The sequence below is a fragment of the Natronococcus sp. CG52 genome (assembly GCF_023913515.1).
Taxonomy (GTDB): Archaea; Halobacteriota; Halobacteria; order Halobacteriales; family Natrialbaceae; genus Natronococcus; species Natronococcus zhouii.
Genome location: NZ_CP099391.1, coordinates 3,354,136 through 3,366,748, shown reverse-complemented (window position 1 = coordinate 3,366,748; position 12,613 = coordinate 3,354,136). Strand labels below are relative to the sequence as shown.

Annotated in this window: 10 protein-coding genes; 3 read left to right on the top strand and 7 right to left on the bottom strand. The window is 67.3% G+C overall.

Annotation, left to right across the window (positions count from 1 at the left end; genetic code table 11):
* Window positions 1-52 precede the first annotated feature (52 nt).
* From NED97_RS16815 to rtcA, 4 genes are all read right to left on the bottom strand, one after another.
* A complete protein-coding gene (locus NED97_RS16815; RefSeq protein WP_252488171.1) occupies window positions 53-1,510 on the bottom strand; it encodes a dihydrolipoyl dehydrogenase family protein in 1,458 nt (485 codons plus the stop codon).
* A 79-nt stretch (window positions 1,511-1,589) separates the two neighbouring features.
* Window positions 1,590-2,750, bottom strand: coding sequence for a hypothetical protein (locus tag NED97_RS16810; protein WP_252488170.1), 1,161 nt, complete (start codon window positions 2,748-2,750; stop codon window positions 1,590-1,592).
* A gap of 182 nt (window positions 2,751-2,932) precedes the next feature.
* Entirely contained in the window at window positions 2,933-3,889 is a 957-nt protein-coding gene (gene kdgK1 / locus NED97_RS16805; RefSeq protein ID WP_252488169.1) for a bifunctional 2-dehydro-3-deoxygluconokinase/2-dehydro-3-deoxygalactonokinase, read from the bottom strand.
* Between the two features lie 105 nt (window positions 3,890-3,994).
* A complete protein-coding gene (gene rtcA / locus NED97_RS16800) occupies window positions 3,995-5,107 on the bottom strand; it encodes an RNA 3'-terminal phosphate cyclase (RefSeq protein WP_252488168.1) in 1,113 nt (370 codons plus the stop codon).
* Between the two features lie 125 nt (window positions 5,108-5,232).
* Here rtcA and NED97_RS16795 point away from each other — a divergent pair, with 125 nt between their 5' ends.
* Both NED97_RS16795 and NED97_RS16790 read left to right on the top strand, forming a co-directional pair.
* A complete protein-coding gene (locus NED97_RS16795; protein ID WP_252488167.1) occupies window positions 5,233-6,555 on the top strand; it encodes an MFS transporter in 1,323 nt (440 codons plus the stop codon).
* A 148-nt stretch (window positions 6,556-6,703) separates the two neighbouring features.
* A complete protein-coding gene (locus NED97_RS16790) occupies window positions 6,704-7,756 on the top strand; it encodes a phosphatase PAP2 family protein (protein WP_252488166.1) in 1,053 nt (350 codons plus the stop codon).
* Window positions 7,757-7,988: 232 nt separating this feature from the next.
* On the opposite strand, the gene mutL is transcribed toward NED97_RS16790, so the two are convergent.
* Window positions 7,989-10,163 carry a DNA mismatch repair endonuclease MutL gene (mutL, locus tag NED97_RS16785; RefSeq protein ID WP_252488165.1) on the bottom strand — a complete coding sequence of 725 codons (2,175 nt, stop codon included), beginning with the start codon at window positions 10,161-10,163 and terminating at the stop codon, window positions 7,989-7,991.
* 101 nt (window positions 10,164-10,264) lie between these two features.
* On the bottom strand, window positions 10,265-11,065 hold the full coding sequence (locus NED97_RS16780) for an SDR family NAD(P)-dependent oxidoreductase (protein ID WP_252488164.1): 801 nt from the start codon (window positions 11,063-11,065) through the stop codon (window positions 10,265-10,267).
* 213 nt (window positions 11,066-11,278) lie between these two features.
* On the opposite strand from NED97_RS16780, the gene NED97_RS16775 reads away from it, so the two are divergent.
* A complete protein-coding gene (locus NED97_RS16775) occupies window positions 11,279-12,133 on the top strand; it encodes a YihY/virulence factor BrkB family protein (protein WP_252488163.1) in 855 nt (284 codons plus the stop codon).
* Window positions 12,134-12,254: 121 nt separating this feature from the next.
* Here the strand turns inward: NED97_RS16775 and NED97_RS23145 are convergent, their stop codons facing one another.
* A complete protein-coding gene (locus NED97_RS23145; protein ID WP_256493302.1) occupies window positions 12,255-12,380 on the bottom strand; it encodes a hypothetical protein in 126 nt (41 codons plus the stop codon).
* Window positions 12,381-12,613 lie beyond the last annotated feature (233 nt).

Sequence of the window (12,613 nt, the reverse complement as noted above, 5' to 3'; positions counted from 1 at the left end):
TATATAGGACACGATTAATTATAAAGGTTCCTGGGTGCGAGATAGCACGCCGCTACAGGGCCATATCTCGGGAATCCGTGTCGCCGACGCAGTCCTGCTCGTCGGCGAGGCGTTCGCAGGCCTCCCGGAGGAGTCCGTCGAGAATCTCCGGCGTCGTCGGGTGGTACGCTCGCTTTGGAACTTCCCGAACGTCGAGTTTCATCTCGATTACGGTCTGCATCGTTTTCGCCATCACGTCGGCGTCCAGGTGAAGTCCCTGGTAGCCCAGCACGGTCCCGTTGTCGGCGTCGACGACGAGCGTCGCCCGACCCTCGGGGTGATTTTTCGTCTCGAACACGCCGTCGGAACTGGCCTCGCGGGTAACCACGAAGGCGTCCATGTCGGAGGCAGAGGCCGTCGCCGGCGTGTGGCCGAGGCGAGCGAACGGGTACGACCCCAGTCCGGAGAAGATGACGTGGTGCGGGACGGCGGCGTACGGTTCGCACTCCTCGTCGCGAGCGTGGCGGACGATATTCTCGGCGGCCGCAAAGCCCTGTTCCTTCGCGACGTGGAGGATCGGTTCGCGACCGTTCGCATCTCCCACCACGAAGACCCGCTCGTCGTCGGCCGCCTGCATCGTCGACCCGACCCAGCCCTCACCGGGCTCGAGTCGCGTCGCCTCGAGTCCCAACCCGTCGAGGTTCGGTCGCCGGCCCGTAAAGCAGTAGAGTTCGTCGGCCTCGAGGACCCGCTCTTCGTCCTCGCGCTCGGCGTACAGCCGGACGCCGTCGTCGTCGGTCCGCTCGAGGCGTCGCTCGTCGGTGTTCGTCAGCACTTCGATGTCGAAGTGGTCGCGGTAGAGGTCGAGGATCGTCTCGCCGTAGGCTGGCTCCATCTCGTCGAGCGGGTGGTCGTCGTGCTCGATCACGGCGAGGTCGACGCCGCCGACCTCGCTCAGGTAGGGCGCGAGTTCGAGGCCGATGTAGCCGAAGCCCATGACGATCCCCGAGTCGGGAAACGTCGTCGCGTCGAGGACGCCCGCGCTGTCCGTGAACGGGACCTCGTCGATACCCGGCAGGTCGGGCACGTCGAGCGTCGAACCGGTCGCGACGACGACGTAGTCGGGTTCGAGTCGTCGATCACCGACGGCGAGCACCCTGTCGTCGACGAACCGCGCGGTGTCGTGGACGAATTCGACGTTCTCGCGCTCCGCGAGGTCGTGGGCGTGTCCCCGCCGGTGTTCGGCGAAACTCGAGACGTGTTCGTCCTTCCGGGCGACGACGGCCTCCGGATCGACTTCGGGCACGCCCTCGAGTCGCTCGTCGTGGCGCGCCTGGTAGCGGTGCTTACCGGCAGAGAGCACCTCCTTCGAGGGCATACAGCCCCGAAGAATGCAGAGCCCGCCGCCGGGATCGCCGTCGTCGATCAGCGTCAGTTCGAGTTCGGGGAGCGCTCCGGCCCGATCGAGCAGTCCGTCGGCGGCGGCGACCCCCGCGCTTCCGTACGCCCCGACGATCGCGACGTGAACCATACCTCGAATAGACTGGTGGGACAAAAAGACGTTCTGCAGGCCGGGGCAGTCGGCTACGGCAAGAGACGACGGAGGAGCGTTACCGGACGCGGCTGGCGGCGGCGACGAGCGCCGCGACGAGTGCCGCGAGAGTACCGAATCCGGGGACGCTGTCCGCGTCGTCGCCTGCATCGGCCGAGCTGTCGTCCTGGATCGCGACCTCGCGCTCGGAGAAGTGATTCACCGCGACGAGCACGTCGGCGGCTGCCGACGCCTCGCCGGACTGGCTCACCATGTACCGCGGCTCCTCGCCGATGCCGCCCTCGAGTTCGTCGAAGGAGGACGCCTCCGCGGCGGCCTCGCCGTCGATCGTCACCTCGAGGTCTTCGGCGGTTTCGGCGGCCTCGATGGCGCCTTCGGAGACGCTCGTGATGACGACGGTTCCCTCGCTCCGGGTCCGCTCGACGGTCATCTCGAGGCGCTCCTCGCTCTGCTCGTGGGTCTCGACGGCGATATCCTGGCCGTAGGTCGCGACGTCCGCGACGCGGTCGCCGTCGCGCTCGTCGACGTAGACTTCCGCGGTCGCCGTTCCGTCGGCGATCAGCTCTTCCTGGGCCTGGGCGTCGTCGTCGCGCTCGCCGTCTCCGTACGAGCGGAAGACGAGCGTCGACTCGCTCTCGAGTTCGGCCGTGACGTCGCCCTGGTCGTTGACGGTCACGTCACCGTCGCCGCCGACGACAAACACGCCGGTCCGGTCGTCGCTCTCGACGACGATGCGGTCGTCACCGTCGGCTTCGGCGTTGCTCTCGCCCGCGAGTTCGAGTTCGACGTACTGCGACTCCTCGCCGGCGTGGACGGTCAGAATACCGCGCTCGGTGTCGTGAGCGTTGATCGACGCGGAGCCGTCGGTGCTGACCTCGGCGCGGGTCTCGCTCCGTGCGTCGAGCTGGAGGCCGGTACCCGAGAGGCTGGTTACGGCCGCGAGGCTGACGTCGGCGCCGGCGCCGACCTCGCTCTGGTGGTCGCTCTGTGCGTCGACGCTCACGTTCTCGAAAACCGGTTCGCCGTCGACGCGGTAGTCGGTGAGTGCGTTCCCGGACGCCTCGAACGTCACGTAGGTTCCCGCGTACGCGTCAGATTCGGACTGGGCGTCGACAGTCTGGGAGGACGATGCTGCGCTCGCGCCGGCGCCGACGGCGGCGACCGAGAGGGTCGCCGTCGTGACGATGAACGCGAGTGCAACGGCAGTTACGCGATTCATTACACGCGGAGACGTTCACCACATCCTTAAACTCCTTCTGACAAACCAGTCAAATCGTCTATTCGGTTGTTACGTTCGTCATTCTGACACCAAACAACCGAAATTTGTAAAATTATTCAACTGTCTGAGCCACCTACGGCATCCGAAATTCGTTCGTCGACAGGGTTCGCACCGGAAGCCGATTATCGCGAGATCTCTTCGTCGTCCTCCGAGACGACCTGCTCGACCTCCTCTCTGGTGACGAGCGCGACGTCGCCGGGAATCGTCCGCTTGAGCGCCGCCGTCGCCGCGGCGTACTCGAGTGCGGTCGGCACGTCGTCGCCGTCGAGTCGGCGAGCGAGGAACGCGCCGGTGAACGCGTCGCCCGTCCCGATCGGGTCGACGGTCTCCGTTTCGTAGGCGCCGTGATCGTAGACCGTGTTGTCGTGCCAGGCGAGAGCCCCCTTCGAACCGCGCGTGACGACGACGGTGGTGAAGTCGAACTGCGAGCCGAGGGTGTGTGCGAGCTGTCGCGGGTCGCCGTCGATCCCGAGGACGTTCTGCGCGTCTCGAGCGGCGATCACGAGCACGTCGATACCCGCGAAGAGCGTCGTCAGCGTCTGCTTTGCCTCCTCGGGCGACCAGAGCTTCTGGCGGTAGTTGAAGTCGAACGCGGTGGTGGTCCCGCCCTGTCTGGCCGCCTTGAGCATGTTCATCGTCGTCTCTCGAAGCGTCGGCGAGAGCGCGGGCGTGATTCCGGTCGTGAAGAAGACGTCCGCGTTCTGGATCAGGTCGACGTCGAACTCCTGGGCTTCGGCGGTCGAGATCGCGGTGTCGTCCCGGTCGTAGATGACGTTCGTGCCGCGCGGCTTGCCGCCGTGTTCGAGGTAGTACGTTCCCTGGCGCCCCTCGTCGCTCCAGACGATATCCGTGTCGATGCCGTACCTGTTGAGTTCGCCGACGACGCGCCGACCGAGCGGCGAGTCGGGCAGCTTCGAGGTCCAGGTCGAGTCCGCCGAGCCCAGACGCTGGGCCGCGATGGCGACGTTGCTCTCGGCTCCGGCGGCGCGGAGTTCGAGTTCGTCGGTGTCCTCGAGGCGCCGGTGGTCGGGCGGCGAGAGGCGGAGCATCGTCTCGCCGAAGGTGACGACGTCGCTCACGGCTCGACCCTCCGGCTCGTTTCGACGGTGATCGGTGTCGCGGTCATACCCGATGGATGGCACGGGCGCGCTATAAGTGGTGGCGATGTGGCGTTCGGCGAGCGGCTACAGCAGCGGTGCCGACTCGAGCGAGACGACCGCTTCGCCGTCGCGCTCGTGCTCGTACTCGAGTACGGTCTCGATCCCGAACGACGCGAGCAACTCGCGACTCGCCTCGACGTGGTCGGTCACGGCCGGGAGTCGAACGCGCCCGCCGGCGAGCGCGAGGGAGACGAGGAGCTGATCGCCCATGTGGGGGTCGACGGGTGCCGATCCCTCGAGAAACCGATTTGCGGCGTCCGCGGCGTCCTCGCCGACTCGTTCGGCCGGCTTCCCGCGTTCGCCGAGGGCGCCGAAGCCGGCGATTCCGGTGCCGTGATCGACGCGGATCACCAGCGCGGAGCCGGGCGAGGGGCTCGCCGCGGTTCGCTCCTGGCGCTCGAGTACCTCGAGGTCGTCCCCACCGTTTCGATTCGGGCCAGCGACATCGAGTCGCTCGAGCGCCCCTTCCAGCTGCCGGTGTGCCACGCCCCGGTCCGCGAGCGACGCCGACTCCGTCGAGTAGAGCCGGACGCCCTCGAGGTCGCCACGCTCCGCGAGGTCGAGGGGCTCGAGGGTCGACGGCGCGAGCCGGAGCGTCACCCGCCCGCCGCCGTCCGGATAGAACCCGCGTCGGTCGACCTCGCAGGAGGCGACGAGTCCGTACCGTCCCAGCAAGGGCAGTTTCACGTGTCCGGCGTAATCGAGCGGCGGCGACCACTCGACGTCCGTCCCGCCGGTGACCGTGATCGACAGCCGCGACTCGAGCACCGTCGCGAGCGGGAGGACCGCGTCGAACAGCAGGGTCGCGCTCCCTGCGGTGCCGATGTCGACGGCGTAGCTGCCGCCCTCGAGGCGCGCCGTACCGAAATCGCTCCCGTCTCCGTTTCCGCTCCCGCCGCCGTCCGAGAGCCCCGGATCGAACTCGATCGTCTCCGCGCCGAGTTCGGTCCCCGATACCTCCGCGTCGCAGAGTTCGGCCATCGTCTCGAGGACGGCCAGGTGCTGATGGGCGAGCCCGGGGTTCGGTCGGTCGCCGCGGACGTTCTCGAGTCGCACGGGCTGGTTCTCGAGGACGGACAGCGTGAGGGCGGTGCGAAGGAACTGGCCGCCCGCGTTCGAGCCGTCGAGTTCGCGCATAGCTGGGGGGTTCGGTCTCGAGCGACGTACCGTTGCCGAACGCGCTCACGGCCCGACCGACGGATCCCGTCCCTCCCCTGCCGGTTCGCGAAGACTTTCGGGAGTCACCGGGAAACTGCGAGTGAATGCGACTCCGGGTCGATCCGCTCCGGCGACGATGGCTCCTCTGGGGGACGCTGGGGATCGTCTTCCTGCTCGTCAACGTCCACCGGCTCTCCTCCGCGGTGCTCGCCGAGAAGCTGATGGTCGCCTTCGGGACGACGGGTGCCCAGCTGGGAACCCTCCACGCGGTGTTCTTCTGGGTCTATGCCGTCATGCAGATTCCGACGGGGATCCTCGCCGACCGGATCGGGCCGCGATTGACGGCGGCGGCCGGCGCGGCGGTGATGAGCGTCGGCGCGATCTGGTTCGCGCTCGCGGACGGCTACCTCGTGGCGATTCTCGCGCGCGGACTCGTCGGCCTGGGAAGCAGCGTCGTCTTCGTCTGCATCCTGCGGTTCTGCGCCAACTGGTACCGGGCCGACGAGTTCGCGACCATGAGCGGCGCCACCTTCGCCGTCGCCGGAATCGGCGGCGTCCTCTCGACGACGCCGCTGGCCGTCGCCGTCGACGCGGTCGGCTGGCGTTCCGCGATCGGCTGGCTCGGCGTCGTCGGCCTCGTCGCGGCCGTCCTCGTCTTCGCGCTCGTTCGGAACACCCCCGCGGATGCGGGACTCGAGCCCCTCGAGGGGGTGCCGACGCAGCCGACCCTGACGAACGCCGAACTCGAGTCGCACCTCTCGACGGTGCTTCGGGACCGCTGGGTCTGGGTCCTGAGCCTCATGCTGTTCTGTGCCAGCGGCCTCAACCTGACGCTGTTCGGGCTGTGGGGGGTTCCCTACGTCCGACAGACCTACGGCGTTTCGGTGGCCTACGCCTCGGTCTTCACCCTGATCGGCGGCGTCGGCGGTATCCTCGGTCCGCCGGCGATCGGGTGGCTCTCCGACCGACTCGGCCGCCGCGTCGAACTGATGGTCGCCGGCGGCTTCTGTTACGTCGTCTGTCTCGCCGTCCTCGCCGTCGCCGGTGATCCGCCGCTCGTCGTCGTCGGAAGCGCGTTCTTCCTCACCGGCGCCCTGCTCGGCGCATTCCTGCTCTGTTACCCGATCGTCAAGGAACGCCACCCCAGCAGTGCGAGCGGCATCTCGACGGGGACGATCAACGGTGCAGGGTTCTTCGGTGCGGCGCTGCTCCCGACGCTGATGGGCTGGGCCCTGGATGCCTACTGGACGGGCGAGTACGTCGGGGGCGCCCGCGTCTACAGCGAAACCGGCTATCGAGTTGCGTTCGGAATCGCCACCGTCGCCGGCGTGATCGCCTTCGCCTGCGCGATCTGGGTCTATCGTCACCGGCGAGTCTGCGGGAACGAACTCGCGGATTCGAGCGCCGAAGGCGTGAGCGGCGAGTAGCGCGGCGGTTCTCGCCGCCCGTCACCAGTCGTTGGTACGACGATCGCTTCGGACGGATGGAGTCCGAATCTCACCCTCCCTGTCACGTGGCGAGGGGAACCGATCACGAGACCGGAGGCACTTTTTGCTCGCGACGAGAGGGTCCGATATGTCCCGCGGAGTCGGCGCGTTTGGACCAATACGGGAACTCATCCCCGAATGGCTCGCCGTTGTCATCGCCCTGCTCACCCAGCTGGGAGACATCTGGTTTCTGGCCCTGCTCCTCTTCGTGTTCTATTGGTCCAACACGCCCAAGCAGGACGATATCGCCGTCGTTGCAGGAGCGTGGTTAGCCGGAATGGGATTGTACAAGGGTTTAAAAGAGATCTTCGGCTTCCCCCGGCCGGGCTACGCGTTACTGGACCCCGAACTCCTTCCGTGGGTTATTCAACCGGTGTACGAAGCCACCGCCTTCGCAACCGGATACGGATTTCCGAGCGGCCACGCGGTCAACACGACGATCGTGTACTTCGGTCTGGCTTACGTCCTTCCGTACAGTTCCCGCCGGAGACGCTTTCTCGGCGCGGCTGCACTCATCGCGATAGTCTCGTTCTCGAGGGTTGCACTCGGTGTACACTATCTAATCGACGTCGTCGTCGGCGTGGGGGTCGGTATCGCCTTACTGCTGGTAGCGAAGATCCTCGTGAAACGCGCCCCCGCCGATCGACCGACGGTCACCTTTGGGCTTGCTATCGTGCTGGGTCTCTTCTTCGTACTCGCGAGCGATGCCCATCGAGACGCGGTGCTCGTTCTTTCCGCGGCGCTCGGTTCGTTCGCCGGGTGGCAGTTGATCATGCTCGGTCGGCAGGTAGTCGCGCTCGGTCGCCCGTCTCAGGTGCTTCGACCGGTCGTTCGTCGTGGTAGCGCTACGGTACTAGCTGTAGCACCGTTAGCCGCCGCTCTCGAGTTCTTCCCGCTGCTCTCGCCGTACGCTGCCGGTGGACTGATCGGACTGGTCACGGCGGGTTTGGTTACGGCTCCTGTCGCACGCTACTCGATCACCGTGCAGCGGGTCGGGATTGCTCTCGGATTCTGGCTCGAGATGGCTGTACTCGGCGTTCGACACCTACTCGAGCCGGACACGTGGCGCCGCATAATCGCCGTTGGACGCGCGTACGCTAACCGCGCTCGTGAGCGGATTCGAACAGAAAGGGAACGATAACCGATCGTATGATCGATGCGATTCGCGCGCCCCTTCAGAAACCCGCTGCGGGAACGGAGATAAACTGTGATCTCTGATCCAGTCGGGTTACTGACTGTCTCACGCCGTACTGTACGGACGGCCCAGTTCGAACGCAAACAGATAAGAGAACCACCACGGGAAGGAGTACGCCAGGGTGTGAAACGGGCGTTCCGCGAGAGTTTCTGGCAACAGCGTGCACTCCCCTCTACCGTTAGCCGCCGTGACCGGGATAGTCGCGCTCGAACCGCTCTTCGATCTCCGTCTCGTCGAGCTGGACGATAACCGGTCGACCGTGCGGGCAGGAGTACGGGTTCTCGCAGTCGTCCAGTGCCGCGAGCAGATCGACGACTGACCCCTCGGTCAGCGAGGTGTTCCCCGTGATCGAGGGGTAACAGGCCAGATCGCCGAGGAACTCGTCGGCCAGCGCGTCGATCGTCTCGGCGCCGGCCTCGCGGTCGCCCTCGACGAACGAGGTGAGGACGTCCCGCAGTCGGGCCGGCTCGAGCGTCTCCTCGAGCACCGCGGGGACGGTCGTCACCGCGACGGTCCGATCGTCGACCCGGTCGGCGTAGAACCCCAGCCGAGCGAGCGCCTCGCGGTAGCTCTCGAACGCCTCGGCCTCCGCGGCGGTTAGCTCGAGTTCGACCGGCGAGGCCAGCGCCTGGGCGGCCGGATCGTCGGCGAAGGCGTTCCGCAGGCGCTCGTAGTTGACGCGCTCGTCGGCGGCGTGCTGGTCGACGAGCACGAGTCCGTCGGGCGCCTCGCAGACGAAATAGGTCTCCCGGAACTGGCCGAGCACCTGCAGCGGCGGCAGCGAGTCGAAGTCGGATCGGTCGCCGCTCGCGGCCTCCCCCGCGAGGGTCCGCTGTTCGGACGGTCCCGAGAAGCGCCGACTCGAGTCCGATCCGGCCTGGCTATGGTTCTCGTCCGCGTTCGGATCGGGGTCCCGGACGGATCCGGTGATCGCCGAGTCCGCGTTCGGCGGTTGCGTGTCGTCGGTCGGTTCCGACGAGAGTGCCCCGCTCTCGTTCGGCGGGCTCGAATCGTCCGAGTCGCCCGAGCCGCCGAAGTCCGCCGAGTTGGCCGCGACGGAATCAGCGTCCTCGGCTCGTCCCGTTCGGGGGCCGTCCGGCGGCTGCGTTCGCGCCTCAGAGTCGGTCGACGGGGATTCGATCGTACCGGGGTCGGAATCCGGATCCGCACCGGAGTCCGGCGCTCGCCCATCCCTCGACTCGGTCTCGCTCGAGGCCTCGGCCGCCGACTCGTCTGCCGGTCCGTCGGCGCTACCGGGCTCGAGTCGCGCCTCGTCGGGGGCCGAGCGGCCGCGGGGCGCCCGCGAGCGCAACAGGCCGTGCTCGAGCAGCGCGGCCTCGACGGCGGCGTCGACCTGCCGGCGCACCGCGTCGTCGTCGTCGAATCTGACCTCTCGCTTTCGCGGGTGGACGTTCACGTCGACGGCGTCGCCGGGCACGTCGAGGAAGAGCACGACGAACGGGTAGCGGTCGCCGCCGAGCTGGGTGCCGTAGGCGCCCATGATCCCCTCTCGGACCGCGTCCGCCGAGACGGCGCGGCCGTTGACGTACGTGGCGAGGTACTCCCGGCTCGAGCGGTTCGTCTCGGGGTGGGAGACTAGCCCGGTGACGGACTCGAGCGGCCCGACCGGAAGCTCGTCGCCGTCGGCCTGGATCGGGATCATCGAGGCGGCGACCTCGCGGCCGTAGACGGAGAGCACGGCGGCCTGCAGGTCGCCCTGCCCGGTCGTGGAGAAGACCTCGCGGCCGTCGTGGGTCAGCGAGACCGCGACGTCGGGGTTCGCGAGGGCGTAGCGCGTGACGACGCGGTTGACGTGGGCGAACTCGGTCGCGGTCGTCTTGAGGAACTTCCGGCGGGCGGGGGTGTTGTAGAAGAGGTCCGCGACCTCGACGGTCGTCCCTGCGGGAGAGCCCGTCGGCTCGACCGAAACGACGTCGCCGCCCTCGTAGACGAGTTCCGTCCCGGCGCCGCCGGCGTCCCGGGGGCGGCTCCGGATGTTCAGCTTCGAGACGGAGCCGATGGTGTGCAGCGCCTCGCCCCGGAAGCCGAGGGTGGCGACGCCGGACTCGAGGTCCTCGAGGCCGGTGATCTTGCTCGTCGTGTGCTGGCGGACGGCCGCCCGGAGATCCGCCTCGGCCATGCCGTGGCCGTCGTCGGCGACCCGAATCAGCTCCGTGCCGCCGGATTCGATCGTAACGTCGACGCTCGAGGCGCCGGCGTCGAGGCTGTTCTCGACCAGTTCTTTGACCGCGCTCGCGGGCCGCTCGACGACCTCGCCGGCGGCGATCCGGGCGACGGTGTCCTCGTCGAGCTGTCGAATCTCGGTGCCGTCCGGTTGGGTGTCGTCGCTCATGGTACTGTGGTGACGTCGGTGAACTCGAGGGGCCGGCCGTTCCCGCGTGTCATCGGTAACTCGTACTCAGAGCGGCTGGTTAGGTCTTACGCGTCGGTCGGCTACTCGAGTCCGAGGTCGACCTCGAAGGAGTTGCCGGGTCGCGGAACGCCCTTCGCGGTGATCGTCTCGCCGGTCACGAACGAGGCGGCCGGACTCACGAGGAACTGGACGACGTCCGCGATCTCCTCGCCGTGGCCGATGCGGCGGTCGGTCTTCTCGCGCGGCGGCATCTGCTCGCTCCGGATGCCGAGCGTGTCCGCGACGCCGGGGGTCTGGACGAGCCCGGGCGCGACGCAGTTGACCCGGATCCCGTCGTCGGCCCACTCGACGGCGAGCGTCTCGGTCAGCCGGATGATCGCGGCCTTCGCCGCGCCGTAGTGGCTCTCGTTCGGCGCCGGGTGCTGGCCGTTCACGCTCGAGAGGTTGATGATGACCCCGCCGTCGCCCTCGCGCATGACCTCGCCGACGACCTGCGCGCAGTGGACGGTGCTGTTGAGGTTCAGGTCGACGATCGAGTTCCAGCCGTTCGGCGAGATGTCCTCGAAGGCGGCGACGAACTCCCCGCCGGCGTTGTTCACGAGGATGTCGACGTCGCCGAACTCCTTGAGCGTCTTCTCGACGAACGCCTCGACCTGCTCGCGCTCGCGGACGTTACACTCGGCGGCGAACGCCTCGCCGTCGACGTCTGCGGCCTCGTCGATCCCCTCGGCGACCGGACCGATGCGGTCCATCGAGCGCGAGCAGATTGCGACGTCGGCGCCGCCGGCCGCCAGCGTCTCCGCGATAGCGCGTCCGATTCCCTGGCTCGCGCCCGTGACGATAGCCGTCTTCCCCGCAATCCCGAACTCTGGTTCGTGCATCGTCCTATTTGGGTTGCTACCCCTCATATTTTTATCGACGGAAGCGATACTCCCTCGATCAGTGTACTACGTTCGATATAGCGCGGCGAATAGTGAACGGTAGGTGTTCGTACCGTCGCAGTCCGTGCTCACGGTCACGATTCCTCGCTCGAGGCGATCGCCTCGAGCGTGTGCCGGCCCGGTATTTTTCGACGTCGCGGTCGTCCTTCGGGTATGAAGCTGCGACGGGCGGGGTCCGTCGCTCGCGACGTGGTGAGCGTCGTCCGCGAGCACAACGTGACGTTCATGGCCGGGAGTATCGCTCACGCCGCGTTCCTCTCGATCCTACCGCTCCTGTTGCTCCTGTTCGTCGTCGTGGGCGCGATCGGCAACGAGTACCTGACCGAGCAGATTACGGTGATGGCCCGGGAGCACCTGAGCCCCGCCGGCGAGGGGCTGGTGTTCGAGGCGCTGACCCACGCCTCCGACCGCGCCGGCGCGTCGCTCATCGGCGTCGCCTCGCTGCTGTGGGGAATGTTGCGGATCTTCCGCGGACTCAACACGGCGTTCGACGAACTCTACGGAGGCGGGCAGAGTTCGTTCCAGGAGAAGGTGCTCGACGGGGTCGTCGTCTTCGCCGTGATCCTGATCGCGACCGTCGGTGCGGGGTTCGTGGCGGCCACACTGGCCGCAGTCGATCAACCGATCGTCGAGGCGGCGACGCCGTTCGCGCTGTTCGCCGGGCTGACCGTCGCCTTCTTCCCGATGTACTACGTCTTTCCCGATCCCGGCCTGACCGTTCGCGAGGCCCTGCCGGGGACGATCGTCGCCGCCGCGGGGTGGGTCCTGCTCGAGGCCGTCTTCGGCGTCTACGTGGGATTCGTCGACACCGTCGGCACCTACGAGACGCTCGGGGCGGTCATCCTGCTGCTCGTCTGGCTCTACGGCAACGCCCTCGTCCTGCTCGTCGGGGCGGCGGTGAACGTCGTGCTCGGGGGCTACCACGCCGCCGACGGCGGGGAGTTCGGAACCGACGACGGAACGGACTCCGACGATGAAACTGACTCGACGGAACCCGTCCGCGTGTGAGTTCGAAATCGCGACTCCGTCGTGAATCAGTAGTCGACCGCCACCGCGACCTCGTTTCGCCGCACGAACGGTGGTGTCCACCTCGTTGCGAACGGCGCGTCGAATACTCAACACAAAATGATCAGCCGAAATAGTCCCGGAGGACTGCGCCGAAACCGACGGCACCAACGAGAAACGAAATGATTCCACCGATGCCGGTCAACGCGAGTCCGCCGTTGATTACTGTAGCGACGAGGAGCGGCTTCACCCACCGTCCTCGCGGCCCACCGACCGGTCGCCGATAGTCAGGAACACTATCGTCGCCCCCATCGCTCAGGACGGATATCCTCTCACGACGAGTGGGCCACGCTGCAGTTGAGGGCGTTCGAGAAGCGAGCCGCAGTGAGTGGTCTGGATGCCCGTTTCAGACTCGAAATCTGCAATATACGGGGCTCGACGACGCTGCAAATCCATCCGTACCTGACACGATCACGACCTTCG

Coding starts and splice junctions, on each gene's coding strand:
- NED97_RS16815 (WP_252488171.1), bottom strand. CDS start 1,510: ATGGTTCACGTCGCGATCGTCGGGGCGTACGGAAGCGCGGGGGTCGCC.
- NED97_RS16810 (WP_252488170.1), bottom strand. CDS start 2,750: ATGAATCGCGTAACTGCCGTTGCACTCGCGTTCATCGTCACGACGGCG.
- rtcA (WP_252488168.1), bottom strand. CDS start 5,107: ATGCGCGAACTCGACGGCTCGAACGCGGGCGGCCAGTTCCTTCGCACC.
- NED97_RS16795 (WP_252488167.1), top strand. CDS start 5,233: ATGCGACTCCGGGTCGATCCGCTCCGGCGACGATGGCTCCTCTGGGGG.
- NED97_RS16790 (WP_252488166.1), top strand. CDS start 6,704: ATGTCCCGCGGAGTCGGCGCGTTTGGACCAATACGGGAACTCATCCCC.
- mutL (WP_252488165.1), bottom strand. CDS start 10,163: ATGAGCGACGACACCCAACCGGACGGCACCGAGATTCGACAGCTCGAC.
- NED97_RS16780 (WP_252488164.1), bottom strand. CDS start 11,065: ATGCACGAACCAGAGTTCGGGATTGCGGGGAAGACGGCTATCGTCACG.
- NED97_RS16775 (WP_252488163.1), top strand. CDS start 11,279: ATGAAGCTGCGACGGGCGGGGTCCGTCGCTCGCGACGTGGTGAGCGTC.